Consider the following 21,899-nt stretch of genomic DNA (forward strand, 5'->3'; position numbering starts at 1 on the left):
GGTTTTCCTATAAGGAGCATTCATGCTTGATACGTCTGCTCCTTTACCCGCGCTGACGTGCCGCTTGACGTTCAGCAATGCGAGACTTAATCATTCCGTGACTTTCATCAATCTCTTCCGGTGTGCACGCGGCTTTCAGCTCATATACTTTCACCGGAGAACGGTCGATAATATCCAAAAACGAATCAAAAAATGTCATGTCTTTGCTATGAATGTATGGACACCAATGATCTGCCAACCCTACGGTTTCATGAATATGCACGCCAACCACGTGATCAATCAACGTGTTAGCCTCACGTACATTATCGTACAGCCCCATTCGATCCATCATCATGCCGTGACCAATATCGTACCAAAGACCAAGCGGTGCGCCCTTCATTTGTCCAATAATCGTTCCCGCTTCGTTCAAAGTCGGCATCTGATAACAGCGTGAACGGGTCTCAATACCGAAATTCACCCCGTATCCCCGCTGCTCCGACAAGTTACATACCTCTTCCAGACTCTCCTGAATAAGGCTCAGGTAATGTGCGCTGCCATCTTCCCGTTTCTCCAGCATCTCTTGCCATAAAGATTGATATGCCGGTGAATCCGGCCCTTGATCGTGGTATATCTTCTTCAACGCTTCATCTATATTGTATTCAAACGGAACCTCACCGGGATGTACAACAACAGCCTTGGCCCCAAAACGATGTGCGTACTCGGCTGAGCGAAGTAAAAGCTCAATCGCCCGTTTGCGGCGCGGCTCATCATCGAATCCAAGCAGGACGGAATCCGTCCCGTAATCGGGATCAGCCACATGCGGGAATGTATTATGCACACTGGATACACCGATCTCGCCCCGTTCAATCATCGGTTCTATCGTCTGTTGCATCTCTTCCGTAACGTTATAATTTAGTTCAACTTGTTTGAATCCAAGAGACTTGATCTCCTCGATCATGCCTTGTCCGGTCGTATGACGTTTGATATTCCAACATGTTGAGAATGAATATTCCTGTTTGTCCGTATACATCATTGGTTCCTCCTGTCTCTAATTCTATCGCCCATTCATATTCCATTTATCTCTATCTATATAAGTTGAACCAATAAACTTTACACTAGATCACTCCAATTGCAGTACCATCTTCCGATCGCTGTTATCCCCTGATTTTTTGATCCCCTTCTCCAAAGGGAAAAATCCGGTGATAGCTTATGCTTCCGATGCAGCTTTCTTGCAGAAAGCTTTCAGGCGAACGCTCCGCTTCTTCAGATCGGTTCTGCATTCTTCGTTCTCGTGTAAATGTTCAGTTCATCTTATATACCTATTTATTCCTCAAACCGTTGTCTTCTCGGAGAGTCAATTCAAATCTCATCTTGTTTGCCGTCTTTCCAGGCACATAACGATAGATGATCTCCGCATGATTCACGTACATTAACACGGATGGTTCAGGCGCTTCAGCCTTCACGGTACACGTAAGTCCAGGGAACTGCCATAACGCTGGTGTAATATCCTGTTGACGAAGGGATGGCCCCCTGATTTCAAAATAAACATCGATCTCTTCCGCCGTATCCAGCTCCACATCAATGGTTAACGAATCTGGCGTGAGATCCGCATCGAACGTTACTCCGCGCAGATGGCTGTTCCAGCCCTCGCCTACCTCACGACGGATCAAGCGGAGATAATAACGCTCACCCGTCTCTGTCTGCCAGTGGATCGTAGCTGGATGCATCTGTCCATTCGTATTCACACTTCCCGACATGGCCCCGATCATCCGGTCCTCACCAATCCAGGCTTTGGCTGTACACAAATTTCGATTGGACGTTGGATCATTGCGCTCACACAGTTCCATAAATTGTTTCTGCACAAGCCGATCTTCTTGATGAGCCTTGAAATACGGCACGGCTTCAGCGGGCACATCCACCCCAAGGAGCGCAATCAATGGATCATGGCCTGACTCACAGTTGATTCCTGCCAGATATTCATACCCTTCTCCAAGCAAGAGATAGATAAATACACCGATCGAACTATGCTCTCGCATCTCCATGTCGTACGCCCGGGAGAACGGGCCGGAGAGATTCTCCAGGTTGGCATTGTAATATAGCGCAATGTTATTCCACAGCCCATGTTCAATCCGGTGTCCAATTTCGATCAAACGTTCCGTGAGTCCATACTTTCGATACATGCCAAGCACGGACAGATCCACCCCGTAATACGTTGTCGTGTTGAACTCGGCGAATGTGCCGTCGTATTGTTCGAACTCCTTCATCAATCCCTCCGCCTGTTCATCCGAATGCCGAATCCATTCTGTCCGGTTCAAGCGATGGCCGTAGTAGTGGGTGATGAAAATGTGCATCAACTCAATATTCGTGTTCATTGGGATTACGTCGGATAACCTGCGTTCTATTGACCCTTGTACAGCCAACTCCATTGCATGATCCATCCGTTTCATGAGTGTCTCCGGCAGTAGTTCGGCAAATTCGGCAGTTACGACCACACAGACACAAGCGATAAACTCACGCCAGTTGGGATCATAGCTGATCCAGACTGGTGGCAGAACCTGATTCACTGCCGAATAAAAAAGGTGTTTCAGTTGTTTGGGGTCTGCTGCCTCTGTTAGCAGAGAACCCTCTTCCTGTAGTTTATGGATAAACTGCGCAGACACCTTCTCAAAGGTGCGTTCCAGGAAATAGGCCGTGCCTGGCGCAAAAGATTTCCAAGCATAGTGACCCGCTGGTGGATGCACATCAGTTGGTCGGGTCGCGAAGGTTCCGTGATAGATCTCATCCGGAGCGTCATATTGAACATCGAGCACCTTGTGGAACACTCGTATCGCGCGTTCCACATCACCAGGCTCATTTCGAATTAACAATCCGAGCGCATAATGTGCACTGGCTCGTGTACTGTGCTGCGATGAATCCTCTTCTTCGAAACTCCGAATCAGATCCACTTTCTCGTCATAAAAGCTATCCATCATCAACATGGACTGATTTACAAGATACTGTTGCTCTTTCGACATCTTCTCTACCCTTCGTTGTGTCATGTCATGGACCTCCCGAGACTATAGGTGTGTGTTCAAAAAGATCAGTTTTCAGTACCAAGAAGATGGAATTAAGCTAGAAATGGAGTAGCGGAGCGTAGGACAACTACGTGAGCAACGGACATTTCGGCTAAATTTCATATTCGATGCTGATGATGCCACTAGGCATCATTCGTAATCAAAAGTGAACTTTTTGAACAACCTCTATTAACCTTTTACAGCACCTACCATTACGCCACTGATAAAGTACCGCTGCAACCACGGATACACAAGCAGGATCGGTAACGTTGAGAATATAACGCTGGCTGCTTTCAGACTCTCAGGCAGGACTTGAACAGCACCAATACCTTCGTTCTGCATCAGTTCTGTAATCTGGTTTTGCTGAATCATCTGATACAACTTCAATTGCAAAGGATACAGTTCAGGTTTCGTAATATACATCAGTGCATCCTGAAAACCATTCCACCGTCCTACCGCGTAGAATAGGCTCAGTGTTGCCATAACCGGAAGGGATAGTGGCAAGATAATGCGCATAAGTGTTCCAAAGTGGCTGCTTCCATCAATGCCTGCTGCTTCTTCCAGACTTTCGGGAATCCCTCGGAAGAAGGTAATGAGGATAATCATATAAAACGGACTAATCAATCCAGGCAGAATAAGTCCCCATGTGCTATCGAGTAAATGTAGATTTTTGATCAGAATGTACTCGGGGATAATGCCGCCACTGAAGAACATCGTCACCACAATCACAAGCATGAACCACTTACGCCCTTTCAGATTACTCTTCGCCAGTGGATATGCAGCTGCAATGGTCATCACCATGCTTAGCACCGTACTCAGGACGGTCAGCCAAATCGTATAGATGAGGGAACGAATCATTGATCCATCTGCAAATACTTTGGTATACGCCTCAAAGGACAACTCTTTGGGGAAAAAGGAAACTTCTCCTGAACCGATCGCCCGGTTTGAGCTGAGCGAGATCGCAATAATATGAATGAATGGTGCAAGACACAGCACCATCGTAATGATAATAAGAATGACGTTTACCGTGTTGAATATTCGATTCGCCGTGTTTTCAGACATCCCACTCACTCCTTACAGATCATATGTGATTCAATCCACTACATAATGCTCTCATCGGTTAATTTCTTGGACGTATAGTTCGCTCCGAGTATGAAGACAAGTCCAACTAAAGCCTGGAACAAACCTACAGCTGTTGCGAGCGTAACCTGACCAGATTGTAAACCGACACGATAGACAAATGTGCTGAGCACATCCGAGTATTCACGTACAGCCACGTTACCGATTATAAACGGTCGGTCGAAGCCGATAGAGATCATGTTGCCGACATTGATGATCAATAAGGTAACAATCGTTGTTTTGATGCCTGGCAAGGAGATGTGCCAGATTCTGCGCAGCCGACTTGCTCCATCCACTTCTGCGGCTTCGTAGAGTTCCCGGTTAATGCCCGTGAGAGATGCCAGATACAGAATCGTACCCCAGCCTGCACTCTGCCACACGCCTACCGCAAGATACGTAAAGAGCCAATAGTTTTTGTCTGAAAGGAAAGGTAATGGATCAAATCCCATGCTCATCAAGATATTGTTAATAAAACCGGATTGTGTACCGAATACCTGAAGTACGATCCCTCCAATAATGACCCACGAAATAAAGTGAGGAATGTACAGTAAAGTCTGTGCCAACTTTTTGAACCAGGCCTTCTTCAGCTCGAACAATAAGATGGCTAATATAAGTGGTGCCGGGAAGGAGACCAGTAGATCCAGCATGTTAAGCACTAACGTGTTGCGTAATGCCGTGTAGAATCCCTGATTTTGAAACACTTCTCTGAATGCATCCAAGCCAATCCACTCACTACCGGCGATCCCTTGAAAGAAGTTAAAGTCCTTGAACGCAATCTGCACGCCATACATTGGCCCATACTTGAAAATAATGAAGTAGATCATGGGCAGTAGGAGCAACGCATATAGTTGCCAGTTTCTGCGGAAATAGATGCTTGTTTTCATATACCTTCCCCCCATGTCATTCAGGATTCTTCATCAAGGCGATGTTGCCATCGCCCTAATGAAATCCCTGTTCTTTGTTGTCATACACATTAGATGTGATCTCTACTCTACTTATTTCATCGCTTTGTAAGCTTCTGTACGTTCATCCAGGATTGCTTGACCACCGCTCGCCATGTAGTCCTTCATCATGCTGTCATACGTAGCTTCAAAATCAGCGGGTTTGGAAATGGTTGTTTTCACGAAAAACTCCATAAACTTGTCTTTCAAGCCGTTACCGTAACGTGCTTCTGCGTCAATCGGTTTGGAGAAACGTACCGGTTGAATGGTGTCCGTGTTAGAGATCGCTACCGACTTGCGCATATCATCCCGATACTTCGACTCTACCTGTACGACATAAGCCTCTTCATTTTTCTTGTCATCTCCAACGTATTTACCATTGACGATAATGGCAATGTCACCGGAATTATAGATACGACCTGCGATTTCAGGAGAAGCATCATCTTTGATCAGTGGAACTCCATCCACGAGCTCATAGTTCTCATTTTCAACACCGAATTGCAGATCGAACAGGTTGTTGCCCGAAGCCATCCAATCCAGATACTTCATCGCGGCTTCCGCATTTTTGCTCGATTTCGGGATCATGACATACATCGCATTGGGTGCATATGCCGGTTTGGCGAATTTGCCCTCGGAGTTTTTGAATGCATCAATCGGTGTCATCACTGCACCAGGTTGATTGGTTTGCAGGTTTTTGTACGTACCGGAGATATAAATCTCCCCTGCATCCTCGGTGTAGAATCCAACTTTGCCGTTAGATACATCTTCCCACAGCTTTTTCTTGTCTTTGTCGAGTCCAAAATCCTTGCTCATTAATCCTTCATTATATAGTGTGTTCATATATTTCAGAGCGTCCTTGAAACCAGGCAACAACGTTGGATAGTCATTGGAACCCAGTTGTTGCGTTAATGTATATTTCTGTTCTTCCGTCAGCGGTTCAATGAATGACCAGATCAGTGGTTCATATTGAGCCGAGGCAATGGACATCCCCATCGGAATAAGTCCTGTGCCAACCTTACCCGGATCTTTTTCCTTAAAGGCTTTCAGTGTTGTATGCAGCTCCTCAGCTGTCTCAGGGGAAGGCAATCCGAGTGCATCCAGCCAGTCCTGACGAACATAGGATGCGTACTTGCCAAGTACAAGACGTTTACCTGGAACCGCGAACTGTTGTCCATCGTATTGACCGTAGGCCAGCGTTTCATCTCCCAGGAACTTCTTCAGGTTAGGACCACTTTGATTGATCAGATCCGTAAGTTCGGTCAGACCTCCTTGCTCTGCATACCGGTTGAATGTTCCCGAATCGTAGGTAAAGACGATATCAGGTACTTCAGAGCCACTCGCCATCAGAACGTTAAGTTTCTGTACTTCCTCCGAGCGTGGTACTGGAACAAACTGAACATCGATGTTGTTTGGATCACCAAACTTCTCTTGAATGAAGCGAGTCAGATAACTGTCCGAAATGGTGTAGCCCGCCGGAGTGTTTCCCCGATCGAAGATTTCTACTTTCAAAGTTGTTTTTTCCCCCGAACCCGACTCTCCAGATGAAGATGTTGATTCGCTTCCCGACGAACATGCAGATAATAATAGAGTGAATGCTGTTACCACTGCGAGGATTGAACTTGCCTTGCCTGCCTTACGTCTTTGAAATAATCTCATTTGACCTTTCCCCTTTCGCACACTCTCTGAATGGATTCACATGATTGCCACTCCACTTTGTTCATCCCATTTTGTTGCACCTGTGAATGTCACTAATCATTACATGAGATCTGATATTTAGACAATAAACTATTTTCAAAATGTGAAATTCACGTTTTTTAAGTTAAATACCGCGATATATAAACATATTTCCTGACAATATACAATTTTCACACCTTTAATGTTAACTATAATAACATATTGTGTTGCATTCATTTTGATTTCTCATAGACAATCTGGCATCACCCATCTTGCAATAATCTTTTTTCCATTAAATCTCTCTTCAAAAAATGAAAAAGAGACCACATCTTATGTGATCTCCTTGTTTAGCAACACGTGTAGAACGATTCCACGACTAATTCCTCGGCGGAAGATTAAACTTCATTTGACCAAACAACGTATCGAGGGCATTTCCCGCAAATTGATCGATGACATGTTCGTTGGTCGTGTCCGTATGTTCCAAAATCAACACATTATACTTCTCATCATAATGCATTCCGCCCAAAATAAATCGTACTGGAATGTTCTGAGCTGCCCCTGCCTTCGAAATGGCCTGAATAAGTTCGGATTCATGCCTTTGTTGACTTGTCGTGTAGGTACCAACAGGTATAGTTATCGTATATGACGAGTCATCTACATGAAATGCGAATGTGTTGTTGTTTGCTGTAATGGTAACCCTTTTACTGATATCTACTGATCCCCATACTTGCTGTCCATATTTGTACACCATCTTCACTCCTGCCCTATTAATCTATGAATTGTCATACTGCTAGTATAGGACATTCGTAAAATTCCTTAACAACATACCGGCTACACTGGCCTAAGATCGTGGTTGAACAGCCAAAAAATCTCCTGCAAAGAACGATAAGGGACGAAACCTTATTGCCTCATACAGGAGATTTCATTGATATCTCTAAGATTATTGGATTTCACCCGATACTCGGATGTTCTAACAGGTGCAATTCCGTTATTGATCCCCTTGTTTTCCACCCTGCTTGCGGTAGTCTCCTGGTGTCACGCCCATAATCCGTTTAAATACTCTGCCGAAGGAAATTGCATTGGCGTATCCCACTTGAAGAGCAATATCCTGAACAGCCATATCGGATGCAGACAACAGACGACAGGCCTTTTCGACCCTCAGTTTCACCAGAAAATCAACAAACTTCATCTCAAACTCTTCCTTGAACAAATAACTCGCATATTTGCCCGAGATTTGGAACCGATCACTCAGATGTTTCAGCGACAGATCCGGATCATCAAAATGCTCTTCAATATATATCCGCAGCTCGTTGATCATCGCGCGATGACTTTTCGTTTCATTCACAGATACATAATTGCGATAAACCTCTTTAAGCCACTCCTGCAAAATCTCTTGAATCCCCTCCAGTGTCTCCACCTGCTGGATATCACTGCGAAGACGAGTCAGGATTTCCTCGGCAAATTGGCTTTGCAACCGCTCAGACAGCTCCCCGAATTCACGGGACAACATCTGGATTAACGCCTGCAGCAACATGCGAATATCGTTATCTGTAATCTGATCTTCATTAAACGCAACAAACATCTGATCCAGCTGCGTTCGCCAACCATCGCCGGTTAGTCTGAATTCACGGACAAAGTCTGCGAGCATCTGCAAATACTTGTACGATTGCAGCTCAATACGATCCGGCAGTTGCTCACTGAGAACGATCGCATCTTTACCAAGGGTAAGTCTATGCTGCAAACCCCCATCTGCACTCGCATAGGAACGAGTAATCTCCTCCCAGCCCGGTACGGTTCGTCCAATCCCGAACGTAAACCGTAGGCGGAAGTTTTCCGCAATCCACATATGCATCTGCTTAGCCAGATCCATAAGTAATTCACGGTCCAGTCCTTCCTGCTCATCCGATGCAATCACCACAATAAGCCTGCGGTTCCCAAACCATTCAGCCCAACCGCCGAACTGGGTCTCATTCTGCACAAGTTCTTCCACTACGTTCATAAGCGCAATCTTCAGAATATTCTGATTGGTCGAGAGATCGTCACCATTCATCTCCGCAATGAGGACAGCAACACTCTTCGGTTCCATGAATCGTTCCTCTAGCGGTTGCAGATGGCGAAGTCGCTGACGGAACGAATCCATCCGCTCTCCTTCCATCAGATCAACAAGCAACTGTCTGCGATGAATCAACAGGTTTTCATGATGTTGTTTCTCATAGTCAACCGTTTGAGCAATCAGATGTTCCAGCGCACGGTCGATGAGTGCCAGTTCATCTTTGACGGATGGAGTTGCTTCATTCTCCTCGGCACGTGGCTGTAACGCCTGAATTCGATTCATGATCAGCTCGATGGGGCGTGTATTTCTGCGAGTAATGTAGATTAGTCCCGCCACCGCACCAACAATCGTTAATAAACCAATACCGATCCACACATAAGAAACAAGGGATACCCATGAATACAGCTGTCCGGATTGAATACCACTCTCGAAGACCAGACCAAGCTTGTCCGCAGTCACACGATTAAGGATTTCACCTGCTGAAGGGTCCATTTGATGCGCGGTATAGATCAGATTGTCGCTTTTATCCCGAACCTGAAGAACAGATAACTTTTCATTGGTCATGTTATCAATCTGCCGTTCCACTGCATACATGCGGATGGTAATGACGAGCAGTCCTTCCCCGCCCCACGGTAACGGAAGCCACTTATTCATGCTAATCACCTGTGAAGGTACGTCGAAGGAACGTTCCTTATAATCACGTGGCAGATTCCAACCGAGGTTATCCCGATCTTTCAAGGCTTGCTCAATATAGGCACGATCTTCGAAATCTTCCAAACGCATCATGCCTCTGGGCGTAAGAATCTGGGAATCGGACATACGATAGAGATAAATGGATTGAATCATATCCTGCTGATCCAGCATACGTCCCAGCCCACTTGCCGCATCATAGATGAACTGACTCGATAATTGTCCCTGGCCAGCTTCCAGAAAGCGACTATATGTTTTGTTTGCACCAATGTCTTCAAGCAACCGAAGTTCAATGTCACTTAGCGAGCGCTCCAGTGTATCCACGATATAGCGGGTGGAGATCATGTCGGCTTTTTGTGTTTCGTTACGTGAGAGTTCGTTGACAATCAGGAAGGAGAGAAAGATCAGAATGGAAATCGTAAGCAGAAAAATAGGAAAATAGGAATACATCAACTTGGTGTGCCAATTCCGCTTCAGATTTACTTTCATAGGCTCCAACTCCTTCCATTTCTATTCCAATGAGTATACTCTTCTCTGTTCTTTGGCCTGCCTGCTGACGATATACAGAATCACCGATCCTAGTGCCGCACTGATCGTGCAAGCCAGATACATCAGTGATGGACCGCCGGAATCGAGTAAATATCCGTTAAGCATATTACCAACAATTCCGCCCAGGCCAGCAAACACCATGTTAAATAAACTTTGTCCTGTGGCCTGCATTTCCCGTCCCGTAACCGATGCCACATATTCCACTGCTGCGATATAAAAGAATCCGAAGGATAACCCATGCAGCACCTGAACGCCAATCATGACCTCAGGCGTCGGCCATAGCCATTGTATCCCCCAACGTAACATATACGCCCCCGCTGCAAGCAGCATCGTGCGTTCATGCCCCCATTTTCGGAGTATGAATGCCGCTGCCAACATGGATGGAACATTGGTAATCGACGCAAGCAACAACGCCGTACCTGTCATGGTCACAGAACCGCCAGCCATCTGAAATGAAATAACAAAAAAGGAGTTAAACGCAGTGAGCGTTTGGTTAACCAGGAAACAACCTGTTAGAAATAGAAGGAATGTCCGGTTTCGGAGCAATCTTGCCAAACCTACGGAGAAGGTTACCGAGGACGAGGATATACTCGTCTGCCGGGGAAGTGTACTTGCCAGTATAGCGCTCAGAATGTTAAACAGGAGAAATGGTAGCCATAACATGTGAATGGAAAACTGGGAGAGATACATCCCTGCGGCAAATCCCCCAACTCCCGTTCCTATGCTGCCGAAGAGTCGGATCATGCCATATGAGGTGTTCGCGGCTCTCGCAGCTGTAACCGCATAGGAGTCAGCAACGGGTATTTGAGTCACTTGGAATATAGTGCATAAAGTATAAATCAATATTAATATAAAGTACACTTGAATATTGTAGAAATACGCTAACGATGCAGGAACAAGCAGGCTTATCACCAGTACGAACCGTGTCTTTTTAAACTTATCTACCAGAATTCCCCATATAGGTTGAAGAATAATGGATACAAGTGTGCCAAACGCCATAATAAATCCGGTTTCTTTACTGGAAAACCCTTGTGCTACCAATATGGGATTAATGTACGGGTTAAACATCCCACCAGCTAGCCCCATAAACAGATATAGGCCCTGCAATTGGAGTAAAACATGTTTTGCATCCTTGGAATCGGCTTTTATTTTCTCTGTGTAAGCCTTCATATGTCTACTTCTCATCCGGATCTCCATCCTTTATTTCTGTAGTTGCTTCGCCTATTCTCTATTTTTATGTGCGTGTCAGACTCGACTTGATTGCAGCCAATGCACCGATTGCTCCTGCTTTGTTCCCCAGTTCAGCTACAGCTAGAAGTGTAGGCAGAACAGTGTAACGTTGGAGGCGTGTGCGCACTTCATTTAGATAATAAGATGGGTTGGATGCAGCCACGCCACCACCGATCACTATAATGGAAGGATTGAGTAAAGCCGTAATATTCGCCAGACCTCTCGCCATATAACGCATGGGTAGTTCCAGAATCTCCAGGGCAGCAAGATCACCCGACTCCGCTGCTTTGAATACATGCCTGGCTTCAATCTGTTCCGCTTCCCCTCCTGCCAGACTCATGATCAGGGATAAGGAACTCCCCTTTCCAGCAGCAAAATAACGCCTCGCCTGTTCGGTAATTCCCGTACCTGAGGTCACTTGCTCAAATACGCCAAAGGAATCCGCATCCGCAACGTAACCGGTATAAAGCCCTTCGTCTCCTGCAATGAAATGCCCAATCTCACCTGCTGCTCCATTCTGGCCGCTATAGAGCTGTCCATTCAGGATAAGAGCAGATCCAATGCCTGTTCCAACCGTGACCATTACACAGTGTTGATGTCCCTGTGCTGCCCCTTGATCATATTCTCCCATTGCCGCCATATTCACATCATTATCCAACATGATATTCCCGCTGTAGTACTTCGCAATAACAGGGCGAATATCTAGCTCAGGCCACTGAAAAGCAGGAGCATTTCGCAGTATCCCCTCCTCTTGCAGAATCACACCAGGGAATCCCAAGCCTGCACCTTTAAGTTGATCCAGATTGCATCCAACTTCGCGGCAGAATATTTCCAATTCAGTGAATAACCATCGGAAGAACTCATCCGGCTGATCACTGGCAAGCGTAGGCAAGATACGTTCATGAACTTCATTTCCAGCCTGTTGTGATGACAAGAGCATTAATGTTTTGGTGCCTCCAATGTCAATACCTGCAATCCAGCCGGATAGATCACTTTTAGCCGTACCATTCTGATTGGTCTGATAATTATTACTTACGTTTTTCACGGATTCTGTCATGCCTTTTCCCTCCTCACATGTTGTATATCCAATCTCTTATTCCATGGCTTCCTGCTGAAGGTTCAGCATCGTTTGTTGTATGGCCACCTGTACCGCGCCAGTGACAACAGCTTGCTCACCAAGCTTGGAACAGATTAACTGTGGTTGCACAGGGAATTGCTCAGAGATGATCTGCCTCAGTAAAGGCAATAACACATCACCGTTCCCTCCTACACCTCCGCCAAGCACAATGAGATCTGGAGCAAGCACAACGCTAATCTGACGCAGAGCGGAAGCAATCTTCTGGCTGTATTGTTGTAGAATGTCTAACGCCTCTACTTCTCCACTGCGCGCAGCTTCAAATAACTTCTCGGGAGTCAGGTGTCTGTGAAGATCATCTGCACCCGAATCAGCAGCCTCCAATAATAGTTCATCATGCTGATCTAGATAATCTTTCGCCAGTTGCATCAGACCATCAGCGGACAGCACTTCCTCCAGACGTCGGCCATCGTCCACCAGCATCTCCGCGATCTCTCCAGTTAAGCCACCTAAACCTCGAAGCAGTTGGCCATGTACCATGATGCCAGCGCCCGTCCCTGTACCGATGGAGAAAAAAACAAACAAGGGATATCCTGCTGCTACACCACTCCGATACTCCCCAAGCGCTGCAAGATTCACATCATTTTCCAGAATTACTTCACAGGGAAAAGCTCCTGACAACGACTCTAGAGAGAAAGCTTCTTCCAGACCCGCTAACGGGTCCACAATACGATTGATACGCCCTGATTCAGGTAGCACTACGCCTGGTATACCGAACCCGATGCACTGAATCTGATCCCAGTTCAGATGATTCTCATCAAGCAGTTCGTTCATATGGCTTCGAAGAAGCTCCAACATCGTCGCTTCTCCTCGCTCATAAGCTCCTTGAACAACCATGGGATATGTTCGATAGGCAATGATCTCTCCATTCAGATCGGATAATGCAATCCGAATACGAGTTGCGCCGATATCTATCCCACAGACATAATAAGCCGTTTCGTTGAAACGAATGAGGGTTGCTTTTCGACCCTGAGCGTTGTCAGCTGGCCCCATTTCCCTCACCAGATTACGGTCAATCAGATGTTCGACTGCCAAAGATACTGTTGGTTTACTGAGTCCGGTCTGACGGCTGATATCCGCTCTCGACATGGTTCCCTGAGTTATGAGGGCATCCATGATGAGATTTTCATTCAGATTGCGGATATACTGCGGTGTGCCAGCCATGTTATCGCCTCCTCTTATAGTTAGCATTTTTCATAATTCGATTAAAGTCGCTCTCGGGTACAAAATATAGACGAATAACACCGTTTCGATCTATATCTTGCTGATTGTAAAACGCTCCTGGAAATTATGCTAAATGCTTAGTTAGTTAGGTTTATTAACAAATTGATTAAATTCAATATATCATCGTGTTTGGTAGGTGTACAGCTTTTTGTCATTGCACTCTTTTAGTAGAAAGTTTTACTAGAAAGAACTAACCTTCACCTGTAACACAGAAGCCTAATAAAGGAATTATTATACAATAATAGACGTTTATACATTTCCGAAACAGTGACACGCTCATAGAATACCTTATCACGATCAGGGAGGTTTTAATATGTATAGAAAACATCATAAATGTCATCATCCAAGACCAAAGTGTTTTTACAAAAAAATTACGAAAACTTGTGTTACCAAAGTTAAATATGTCCCTACAAAGTGTAAAAAACACTGTCATGTCACTGTTGAATATTGTGGAGTCAAAAAAAGAAGACATTACTAATACTCTTTTGCCCTTCTCTTCGGAGAAGGGTTCTTTCTTATTGAACTAGATTAATACCGGATACCATTAACCTATCAAAAAAGTTGCGGTGATATTTCACCGCAACTCCTTTCTTCCTTATATACATATTCATCAAGTTTTGGAGAGTTCAATAAATCCTTCACCGAAAACATCACGCACGTCATGAATGGTGATAAAAGCAATCTCATCTTCTGCTCGTACAATCTTCTTCAACATAGAAACTTCCTGCTTGCTAATCACAATGTATAGAATTTCTTTCTTATTTTTTGTGTAATAGCCATGACCGGACAGGACGGTTACTCCGCGATCCATCTTCTCAATGACTTGCTTCGCGATTTCATCCTGTTTGGAAGAGATAATCATGACTGCTTTTTTCGGATTGAGCCCTTCAATAATGAACTCCATTGTTTTGGTTCCAACAAACAGCAAGACAATTGTACACATTAATCCTTGCGGTCCAATGATGAAGTATGAGGAGAAAGCCACAATCAGATCGAAGAACAGAAGTCCGTAACTGATATTCCAATCCAGATATTTGTTGGCAAGTCGGGCCAGGATCACTGTTCCCGCCGTTGTGCCTCCTACTCTAACAATCAAGCCAATACCAAGACCGGCAAATAATCCAGCAAAAATGGTATTGATCCAGAGTTCATCCGATGCAATCGTCCAACTCTCCGTCAGATGCAGGAACAACGAATTGAATACCACTGCAATAATCGTATATACCGTAGTCGTTTTATCAAGAAACCGATATCCCACAATTAACAAAATACCGTTCAGGATCAAGTTCATAAGTCCAGGGGACCATTCAAACAGGTAATACAAAATAATCGTGATACCCGTGACGCCGCCTTCAGCCAAATCGTTCGGGATGACAAACAGGTTCACCGCCAGTGCAAACAGAAATGCACCTGCCATAATAAATAGGATATCCGTAATTCGTTTCTTCATTATGCATTCCATCCAATCCATCAGAAATCAACCTAATCGACCCGTCTCATAAGTTGTCATATTCACTCAAGGATAGATTTTACCATGCTCACAACAAAATTTGTATACATAATACAAATTGTTGCGTAATTTGTGCAAAGGAATTAGTAAAACCTGCTCTTCTGTCTTCTGCAGAGCTATTGAGTATCATACACCCATGACAAATGTCATGGTCCATCATTGATATTCATCATTACAGAAGGCTGACGTTTATGACTTACTGTCATGTTCGGATTGTTTTACAATGATAAAAACGCTTCCTACAGGAAAGTCTAGCGGGAAACGCCAAGTTGTAGCTGATTACAGTTATAACGATTGAAGGAGGACACAATTTTATGAACAGATCAAAAGAAATGGCCTTAAAAAAAGAAGTTACCCCTTACGAAAAAAATGATCTCAGACTAAGTATCCGCCAGTTAATCAATACATTGCTCCCGCTCTTCTTGTTATGGGCTGCAGCTTACTTTAGCTTATCGGTTTCCTACTGGCTGACCTTCCCGATTGCCTTGGTGGCATCCGGATTTGTACTTCGGACCTTTATTATTTTCCATGACTGCTGTCATGGTTCATTCTTCAAGAGCAAACGCGCCAATGATATTCTCGGTACCATTACTGGTGTATTAACAGTGACACCCTATCAGCAGTGGAAAAACGAGCATTCTATCCATCACGCAACAAGCAGTAATCTTGACAAACGTGGTGTAGGTGATATCTGGGTTATGACGGTTGACGAATACAAAGAAGCTTCTCCTTGGGGTCGTCTCTTCTATCGGATTTATCGTAACCCGTTTGTATTGTTTTGTATCGGACCCATTTACGTGTTTCTGTTGGCTTACCGTTTTAACCGCAAAGGTGCAAGACGCAAAGAACGTATCAATACACACCTGACTACCGTATTGATCGTAGTGCTTTATGCATTCATGTCCTGGTTAGTCGGATGGCAGGCTTTTGTAATGGTGCAGGCACCTATCTTCTTCTTCTCCGGTTTCTTTGGTATCTGGTTGTTCTACGTCCAACATCAGTTCGAAGAGACGTATTTTGAACATGAAGATGAGTGGAGTTATGTAAAAGCAGCTGTTGAAGGCAGTTCTTATTACAAATTGCCAAAATTATTGCAATGGATCAGTGGTAATATCGGGTTTCACCATGTGCATCACTTGAGCCCACGTGTACCTAACTATTTCTTGGAAGAAGCACATAACGCAACACCACCTTTGCAAAAAGCAACGACTATTACATTACGTTCCAGTCTGGTTGCCCTGCGCTTCCGTCTGTGGGATGAAGATTCTAAACAGTTTATTAGCTTCAGACAGCTCAAAAAGCTATCCCGCAAGCCGTATGTTCAACCGCCTATCCGAGTAACCAATCCAGCGGGTCTGACAGAGAAGCCTTAACTCTGTCGGATTCGTTTTCTTGTGTTCAAGCCATAGTCATGCTACAGTCATGCTAAAGTTGAGTACAAGTTTGAGGAGGAGAATTCCATTCAAAAGTGGATGCAAAATTTTTATAAAAAAACAGGGTTGAACCTTTATGTATGGCTCGCCTTTTTCATCCTGCCATTCTATTTTATATCGCAATATTCTAAATTATGGACGATGGTAACCGGCATCATCATTATCCTCGTCTTCTTCGTCTGTTACCTGCTCGCCTTCATCACCAAGGGCTGGCAGGTGTACATGTGGATTGGAATGCTTATTGCCATATCCATTACGATGACGATCGCCTATGATTATGCCTACTTCTCATTGTTTCTTGCTTTCTTTATTGGGAATATTAAAAATAAAGCTGGTTTCTTCACCCTCTACTCGGTGAACCTGGGAGCCAGTTTCGTAACCATTAATTACGGTTTCATTAATCAGAGTTCTCTGTTGGTGAGCCAACTCCCGTTTGTATTCATCAGCTTAATGGCCTCCATCCTGCTCCCAATCAGTACGTATAACAAAAACAAAACTGAACATTTGGAAGGCCAATTGGAGAATGCGAACAAGCGACTTGATGATCTCGTAAAAATGGAAGAACGCCAGCGTATTGCTCGTGACCTGCACGATACACTTGGACAGAAGCTCTCTCTGATCGGTCTGAAAACCGATCTGGCGAGACGGCTGCTCCGCAATAATCCCGATCAGGCCGAGATTGAATTGAACGACCTCAGACAAACGGCAAGTACAGCTCTGAAGGAAGTCCGGGAAATGGTCACCACTATGCGTGGTACACAATTGGTTGATGAACTGTTCCGGGCGGAGCAGATTCTGAAGGCCGCTTCGATTGAATTTGTGCTGGAAGGTAATCCGAAGTTACAGGATACGTCACAATTGAATGAAAATGTGCTCGGTATGTGCTTGAAAGAAGCTGTCACGAATGTCGTCAAACATAGTCAGGCAACAACCTGTACTATCATCATTAAGGAAACACTAGCGGATAATGTAGTAACCGTTCAAGATAACGGTGTTGGAATAGAACGAACTCGCAAACAGGATCGGCGTGGAACAGGAATTTTGGGCATGAAGGAACGACTTGAATTTGTGAACGGATGTCTGGATATTCGCTCTGCGACAGACATCCCGGGTACAGCGATCATTATTCATGTTCCGAAACTCGTTCGCAAACCGATAAAGGAGGCAGAATCATGATTAGAATTGTAATCGCGGAAGATCAGCGCATGATGCTCGGCGCCTTGTCCTCCCTCCTCAATCTGGAGGAAGATATGGAAGTCGTCGGACGTGCCAGCAACGGCCAGGAAGCCCTTGCCCTTGTCCAAGAGCTTGCACCAGACATCTGTCTGATGGATATAGAAATGCCCGTGAAAAGCGGCCTTGAAGCTGCAGAAGAACTCAAAGGAATGAGCTGTAAGGTCATTATCCTGACCACTTTTGCCCGGACCGGATATTTCGAACGTGCCCTAAAGGGCGGTGTCCGTGGTTACTTGCTCAAAGATAGTCCAATTGAAGAACTGGCCGAATCGATCCGCCAAGTTATGAATGGCAGACGCATCTTCGCTCCCGACTTGGTAGATGAAGCTTATGTAGAAGAAAACCCCCTGACAGAACGGGAAAATGCCGTACTAGGCCTCATGGCAGATGGGAAAAACACCAAGGAAATCGCTGGGCATCTGTTCATCACAACGGGCACGGTGCGTAACTACATCTCCATTATTCTCAACAAGTTAAATGCCAGTAACCGCATTGAGGCCATCACTCGCTCCAAGGAAAAAGGGTGGTTCAAATGAAAGCACCGCTTTAACCTATTGAAACAAAAATAAGCATGTACCCCGGGCTACATAAGCTGCGATAACATGCTCAAAATAAAAAGCTTGGCCCAGCAATTTCTTCCTGGGCCAAGCTTTTTTTAGGTGTATCGTAACAATCCCACACTCATTTCTTCTACATTGCAGGATAACCGTAGAATACTTAAGATTTCACAGATACAACCATGCCAAGAGCTTCTAATGGCACTTGATCGGTCTTAAGCTGATGAATTTGGTTACCGTCCTGCCATGAGACCGTTACATGAACAGACTGTCCACCACTTGGATATTCAACCTTGATATACCCTTTATCTTTAGGTACAGGCAAGGTATGTAACTCCAGGTACTCCACCATTTTTTTCGCTATGCCCGGATTATTCATTTCATCTTCGGATACCGAACGAATTTCCAGCGTCCATCTACCTTCTTGCCAAGTCAGATATTGACTGCCTGCGGCACCTTCACTCATACCTTTGATGCCATGTCCCAGATCCACAGCCATATCTGCTGGAATATCTTTCAGGTCCGTCTCAGGGAATATTTCTGGCTGATCCGGGTCCTTATAGGTCTTCACTTCATAGGAAGCCAGTACAGGTATCTTACTGTCGGATGCAGTTAAAGATTGATCATTAATGGCAACAGACTGAGTGGTAGCGTAGAAGTTTACCTTAAATGCATCAGCAGTATTGGACAGTATTGCCGCCCCCAAAGATGTACCCTTGTCCAATGAAAATGAAGTGGGTAACGCTGCATCCTTCATCTTCAACTGGTTGCGAACTTGTTTGATCACATCATTCACACCTGAATGACCAGTGGCAACTTGGTTGTCATTTGCCTTCGATCCTGATGTGTCTTCATTATCTGTTGTGCCCGTATTCTCTTTGGTTCCTGTTTCATTTTCATTAGAGAAATCAGCACCACCGCTGCCGGTCTCGGTCTGCTCCCCCACTGTTGTCGTTGGTGAAGAACTATTCTCTGATGATGCTGTATTTGAATCCGGTCCGCCACATCCTGCCAAAGCAAGCAAAACCGCTGTCGTTACTGGAATCGTGATCCATAATGGCTGTTTCTTCATGATGTGTACCTCCTTGGTTGTAGCCAATCTAAAAATTCAAAAGATTAACGCTTGTCGTTCCAGAAGTTAACCGGCTGCACTTTTTTGCTTAATACTTCAAAACGATACCCCTCTGACTTCAATGTTTTTAATACTTGCGGTAATACTTTCAGTGTTGCTTCCTGGTCGTGCATAAGCACAACAGGCGTTGTTCCGCTCTTTTGCACATTGTGGATCTGCTTCATTACACTGTTATAGACTTTCTGGTGATCTTTCTTGTATTTCCAGTCTTCCGAGTCGACATTCCAATCCCATAGATGGAATCCACCCTGGCCCAGCAGTACATTACGGAATGCCGGTTTGAGATAAGGTTTACTACCATATGGCGTCCGAACGAGACTTGTTTTAACTCCGGCAACCTTGTTCAGACTTGCATTGGCCTGTTGCATCTCTTTCAATCCGCTATATGCAGATTTATAGAATTTGCCTGGAACGTGAGTCACACCATGCAGACCCAATCCATGTCCGTCAGCTACGATACGTTTGGTAGCCTTCTGAAATTGCTCCATCTGAGGTCCCAGCATGAAAAACGTTGCCTTCGCATGATATTGATCCAGAATATCCAGTAACTGACCCGTATGAGCGGTTGGCCCATCATCAAACGTCAGGTATATGATTTTGGAATTTGCTTTGCTTGCACCATCCTTGGATGCAGCTGATTTGGCAGATACCGACTGCGGCAATAATAGTGGAATGATTAATAAAATAGCAAGTGTGACCATGATAGATTTACGAATATGTAGCATAATTAAAAGTCTCCCTTATGTGTTATATTTCCCCGGGTGTCCATGTTTTTCTACCTTCATCCCTTGGCGATTAATCCTAATACTATCAAAGATAGTGGCTCCTGTTCTCGCTCCAAAGGCTACGGTAGAGTTACACTTTTGTCAGATAAACCTAAAATTTAATACGAATTTGATAGATTTGCGCAAAATAAGATCCCGGCAGGATAGATCAATTGTGACATATCCTCTATTACCCACATTCAGAATTTTGATAGACCTTTACTCCAATTCAAGTAAATCAATACAATCTATAAATATCGTTGCATGCAAAAAAACCTGCACAAGTGCAGGCTTCTTTGTCTTCAATCAGCATATGGCATCAAACCATCATCCCTTGCAAGGGGATTGCCCCCATTGCTTTCAGGATCATTACCTCATGCTGTATGTAAATGGTGTTTTGACGCTGGAATCTTCTCGACTCCCTACGTGCAATTTATTCAGTTGGAGCAGTGAACGAACGTTTGCCAAACTCGGCATCCAGCATGTAGAAGGCATTGCTGTCTTTTTCAATGCGGCGCAGCTTCTGAATAATATTGTCAAACAAAGCTTCCTCTTCAACCTGCTCATCAATGAACCATTTCAGGAAATACATCGTTGCATGTTCACGTTCATTCAGAGCGATGTCAGCCAGATTGTAGAATTTTTTCGTGTTTTGCTGTTCATGAGCATAACCATGCTCAAACACATCCAGCATCGAAGCATATTCATTCTTCGGTTCTGGCAAAGCCTCAAGTGTCGCACGTTGCCCACGATCATTCAGGAATTTGTATATTTTCATGCCATGGAATCGCTCTTCTTCCGCTTGCACGATGAAGAAGTTCGCAAATCCATCCAGACTTTTGCTGGAACAATAGGCTGCCATAGCCAGATATACATGAGCGGAATAAAACTCAAAGTTCATCTGTTCATTTAAAGATTCTGTTAACGTTTGGCTCATAATCAAAACACCTCTTTCTTTCTCTAGGGATGGTTATATTCTAACATAACGTAAGCAGGACTTACACCGATTTTCTACAAAATTCGCCAAGGACTGAACGAACAAAAAAGCTCTGCCGCGATGGCAGAGCTTCTTTCATTCTTTAGAGATATGCAATTATACCAAGAACGCTTTGGAGATGATAACCAACAGGATGAACAGAACCAGAATGGCACCTACAGAAGTGAAACCTCCGTATCCGTAGCCTCTTGTTTCTCCACCTAATACTTCGCTCATTGACCGTACCTCCTCTGCAACAGGTATGGGTTATCTTATGCAGGAAGAACGACTTTGACAGGGCGGATGCCCTAATTATTCAGATTGCTGTATTTTTGTTCAGTACCGGGGAGATTGCACACGCATGATATCCAGAAAAGGTACCTTCGCTGTGAACTCTTCTTCGGTATACTCTACATGCACGAGTCGTGTACGGGAGTCCATTTTGACGATGACTCCTTGCACCTGATCTTCTTTGCCCCATACCGTCAACAGTACTTCCGAACGTTCCCGAAAAGCTTCAACCAGCTGGTTTCCCAACTCTTCGAGTTCAAACTCATCCCGTGTAGGTCTTTTTGCTACTTTTGCTTTTGCCAATGTGGCTGCCTCCTCTACTCCGACGTCCCGATTCCACGGGTTGATTGCCG

Annotated in this window: 19 protein-coding genes; 3 read left to right on the top strand and 16 right to left on the bottom strand. The window is 44.8% G+C overall.

Annotated elements, in window-relative coordinates; genetic code table 11:
* Nucleotides 1–43: 43 nt before the first annotated feature.
* The 11 genes from AC1DE7_RS07960 to AC1DE7_RS08010 all read right to left on the bottom strand — a co-directional run bounded on the left by AC1DE7_RS07960 (nucleotide 44) and on the right by AC1DE7_RS08010 (nucleotide 15,097).
* The gene (locus AC1DE7_RS07960; protein ID WP_477534103.1) at nucleotides 44–1,009 is read right to left on the bottom strand and encodes a sugar phosphate isomerase/epimerase family protein; all 966 of its coding nucleotides are present in this window, start codon (nucleotides 1,007–1,009) and stop codon (nucleotides 44–46) included.
* A 289-nt stretch (nucleotides 1,010–1,298) separates the two neighbouring features.
* The gene (locus AC1DE7_RS07965) at nucleotides 1,299–3,017 is read right to left on the bottom strand and encodes a hypothetical protein (RefSeq protein ID WP_477534104.1); all 1,719 of its coding nucleotides are present in this window, start codon (nucleotides 3,015–3,017) and stop codon (nucleotides 1,299–1,301) included.
* 204 nt (nucleotides 3,018–3,221) lie between these two features.
* Nucleotides 3,222–4,094: a carbohydrate ABC transporter permease gene (locus tag AC1DE7_RS07970; protein ID WP_076249554.1), complete on the bottom strand. Its 873-nt coding sequence runs from the start codon at nucleotides 4,092–4,094 to the stop codon at nucleotides 3,222–3,224.
* Nucleotides 4,095–4,132: 38 nt separating this feature from the next.
* Complete coding sequence (locus tag AC1DE7_RS07975; protein ID WP_017688833.1) at nucleotides 4,133–5,035, bottom strand: ABC transporter permease; 903 nt, start codon at nucleotides 5,033–5,035, stop codon at nucleotides 4,133–4,135.
* A 111-nt stretch (nucleotides 5,036–5,146) separates the two neighbouring features.
* Entirely contained in the window at nucleotides 5,147–6,748 is a 1,602-nt protein-coding gene (locus AC1DE7_RS07980) for an extracellular solute-binding protein (protein WP_315939630.1), read from the bottom strand.
* A gap of 394 nt (nucleotides 6,749–7,142) precedes the next feature.
* Nucleotides 7,143–7,514 carry a hypothetical protein gene (locus tag AC1DE7_RS07985; RefSeq protein ID WP_477534105.1) on the bottom strand — a complete coding sequence of 124 codons (372 nt, stop codon included), beginning with the start codon at nucleotides 7,512–7,514 and terminating at the stop codon, nucleotides 7,143–7,145.
* Nucleotides 7,515–7,754: 240 nt separating this feature from the next.
* On the bottom strand, nucleotides 7,755–9,998 hold the full coding sequence (locus AC1DE7_RS07990) for a helix-turn-helix domain-containing protein (protein ID WP_477534106.1): 2,244 nt from the start codon (nucleotides 9,996–9,998) through the stop codon (nucleotides 7,755–7,757).
* A 21-nt stretch (nucleotides 9,999–10,019) separates the two neighbouring features.
* Nucleotides 10,020–11,243 (bottom strand): MFS transporter, encoded by a 1,224-nt coding sequence (locus AC1DE7_RS07995; RefSeq protein ID WP_477534107.1) that lies wholly within the window; start codon nucleotides 11,241–11,243, stop codon nucleotides 10,020–10,022.
* A 49-nt stretch (nucleotides 11,244–11,292) separates the two neighbouring features.
* Nucleotides 11,293–12,345 carry an ROK family protein gene (locus AC1DE7_RS08000; protein WP_477534108.1) on the bottom strand — a complete coding sequence of 351 codons (1,053 nt, stop codon included), beginning with the start codon at nucleotides 12,343–12,345 and terminating at the stop codon, nucleotides 11,293–11,295.
* A 36-nt stretch (nucleotides 12,346–12,381) separates the two neighbouring features.
* On the bottom strand, nucleotides 12,382–13,587 hold the full coding sequence (locus AC1DE7_RS08005; RefSeq protein WP_477534109.1) for an ROK family transcriptional regulator: 1,206 nt from the start codon (nucleotides 13,585–13,587) through the stop codon (nucleotides 12,382–12,384).
* A gap of 670 nt (nucleotides 13,588–14,257) precedes the next feature.
* Nucleotides 14,258–15,097 (bottom strand): YitT family protein, encoded by an 840-nt coding sequence (locus AC1DE7_RS08010; RefSeq protein ID WP_017688839.1) that lies wholly within the window; start codon nucleotides 15,095–15,097, stop codon nucleotides 14,258–14,260.
* A 374-nt stretch (nucleotides 15,098–15,471) separates the two neighbouring features.
* On the opposite strand from AC1DE7_RS08010, the gene desA reads away from it, so the two are divergent.
* The 3 genes from desA to AC1DE7_RS08025 all read left to right on the top strand — a co-directional run bounded on the left by desA (nucleotide 15,472) and on the right by AC1DE7_RS08025 (nucleotide 18,362).
* The gene (gene desA, locus AC1DE7_RS08015; RefSeq protein WP_036608678.1) at nucleotides 15,472–16,530 is read left to right on the top strand and encodes a Delta(5) desaturase DesA; all 1,059 of its coding nucleotides are present in this window, start codon (nucleotides 15,472–15,474) and stop codon (nucleotides 16,528–16,530) included.
* A gap of 87 nt (nucleotides 16,531–16,617) precedes the next feature.
* Nucleotides 16,618–17,766, top strand: a complete 1,149-nt coding sequence (locus AC1DE7_RS08020; protein ID WP_036608689.1) for a sensor histidine kinase — start codon at nucleotides 16,618–16,620, stop codon at nucleotides 17,764–17,766.
* Nucleotides 17,763–18,362, top strand: coding sequence for a response regulator transcription factor (locus tag AC1DE7_RS08025; protein WP_036608692.1), 600 nt, complete (start codon nucleotides 17,763–17,765; stop codon nucleotides 18,360–18,362). Before AC1DE7_RS08020 ends, AC1DE7_RS08025 begins: the two co-directional genes overlap by 4 nt.
* Nucleotides 18,363–18,543: 181 nt before the next feature.
* Here AC1DE7_RS08025 and AC1DE7_RS08030 read toward each other — a convergent pair whose 3' ends face one another.
* The 5 genes from AC1DE7_RS08030 to AC1DE7_RS08050 form a co-directional block, all read right to left on the bottom strand.
* Nucleotides 18,544–19,455 (bottom strand): hypothetical protein, encoded by a 912-nt coding sequence (locus AC1DE7_RS08030; protein WP_076327843.1) that lies wholly within the window; start codon nucleotides 19,453–19,455, stop codon nucleotides 18,544–18,546.
* Nucleotides 19,456–19,499: 44 nt separating this feature from the next.
* The gene (locus AC1DE7_RS08035) at nucleotides 19,500–20,240 is read right to left on the bottom strand and encodes a polysaccharide deacetylase family protein (protein ID WP_127546921.1); all 741 of its coding nucleotides are present in this window, start codon (nucleotides 20,238–20,240) and stop codon (nucleotides 19,500–19,502) included.
* Nucleotides 20,241–20,712: 472 nt separating this feature from the next.
* Entirely contained in the window at nucleotides 20,713–21,216 is a 504-nt protein-coding gene (locus tag AC1DE7_RS08040) for a ferritin (protein ID WP_047842684.1), read from the bottom strand.
* A gap of 156 nt (nucleotides 21,217–21,372) precedes the next feature.
* Nucleotides 21,373–21,492: a hypothetical protein gene (locus tag AC1DE7_RS08045; RefSeq protein ID WP_017688846.1), complete on the bottom strand. Its 120-nt coding sequence runs from the start codon at nucleotides 21,490–21,492 to the stop codon at nucleotides 21,373–21,375.
* A 99-nt stretch (nucleotides 21,493–21,591) separates the two neighbouring features.
* Nucleotides 21,592–21,849 (bottom strand): YolD-like family protein, encoded by a 258-nt coding sequence (locus tag AC1DE7_RS08050; RefSeq protein WP_036608707.1) that lies wholly within the window; start codon nucleotides 21,847–21,849, stop codon nucleotides 21,592–21,594.
* Nucleotides 21,850–21,899: the final 50 nt, after the last annotated feature.

The sequence above is a fragment of the Paenibacillus sp. 10L310 genome, from assembly GCF_056395745.1.

Coding starts and splice junctions, on each gene's coding strand:
- AC1DE7_RS08040 (WP_047842684.1), bottom strand. CDS start 21,216: ATGAGCCAAACGTTAACAGAATCTTTAAATGAACAGATGAACTTTGAG.
- AC1DE7_RS07965 (WP_477534104.1), bottom strand. CDS start 3,017: ATGACACAACGAAGGGTAGAGAAGATGTCGAAAGAGCAACAGTATCTT.
- AC1DE7_RS07980 (WP_315939630.1), bottom strand. CDS start 6,748: ATGAGATTATTTCAAAGACGTAAGGCAGGCAAGGCAAGTTCAATCCTC.
- AC1DE7_RS07990 (WP_477534106.1), bottom strand. CDS start 9,998: ATGAAAGTAAATCTGAAGCGGAATTGGCACACCAAGTTGATGTATTCC.
- AC1DE7_RS07970 (WP_076249554.1), bottom strand. CDS start 4,094: ATGTCTGAAAACACGGCGAATCGAATATTCAACACGGTAAACGTCATT.
- AC1DE7_RS08010 (WP_017688839.1), bottom strand. CDS start 15,097: ATGAAGAAACGAATTACGGATATCCTATTTATTATGGCAGGTGCATTT.
- AC1DE7_RS07960 (WP_477534103.1), bottom strand. CDS start 1,009: ATGTATACGGACAAACAGGAATATTCATTCTCAACATGTTGGAATATC.
- AC1DE7_RS08030 (WP_076327843.1), bottom strand. CDS start 19,455: ATGAAGAAACAGCCATTATGGATCACGATTCCAGTAACGACAGCGGTT.
- AC1DE7_RS08005 (WP_477534109.1), bottom strand. CDS start 13,587: ATGGCTGGCACACCGCAGTATATCCGCAATCTGAATGAAAATCTCATC.
- AC1DE7_RS07995 (WP_477534107.1), bottom strand. CDS start 11,243: ATGAGAAGTAGACATATGAAGGCTTACACAGAGAAAATAAAAGCCGAT.
- AC1DE7_RS08025 (WP_036608692.1), top strand. CDS start 17,763: ATGATTAGAATTGTAATCGCGGAAGATCAGCGCATGATGCTCGGCGCC.
- AC1DE7_RS07975 (WP_017688833.1), bottom strand. CDS start 5,035: ATGAAAACAAGCATCTATTTCCGCAGAAACTGGCAACTATATGCGTTG.
- AC1DE7_RS08000 (WP_477534108.1), bottom strand. CDS start 12,345: ATGACAGAATCCGTGAAAAACGTAAGTAATAATTATCAGACCAATCAG.
- AC1DE7_RS08035 (WP_127546921.1), bottom strand. CDS start 20,240: ATGCTACATATTCGTAAATCTATCATGGTCACACTTGCTATTTTATTA.
- AC1DE7_RS08045 (WP_017688846.1), bottom strand. CDS start 21,492: ATGAGCGAAGTATTAGGTGGAGAAACAAGAGGCTACGGATACGGAGGT.
- desA (WP_036608678.1), top strand. CDS start 15,472: ATGAACAGATCAAAAGAAATGGCCTTAAAAAAAGAAGTTACCCCTTAC.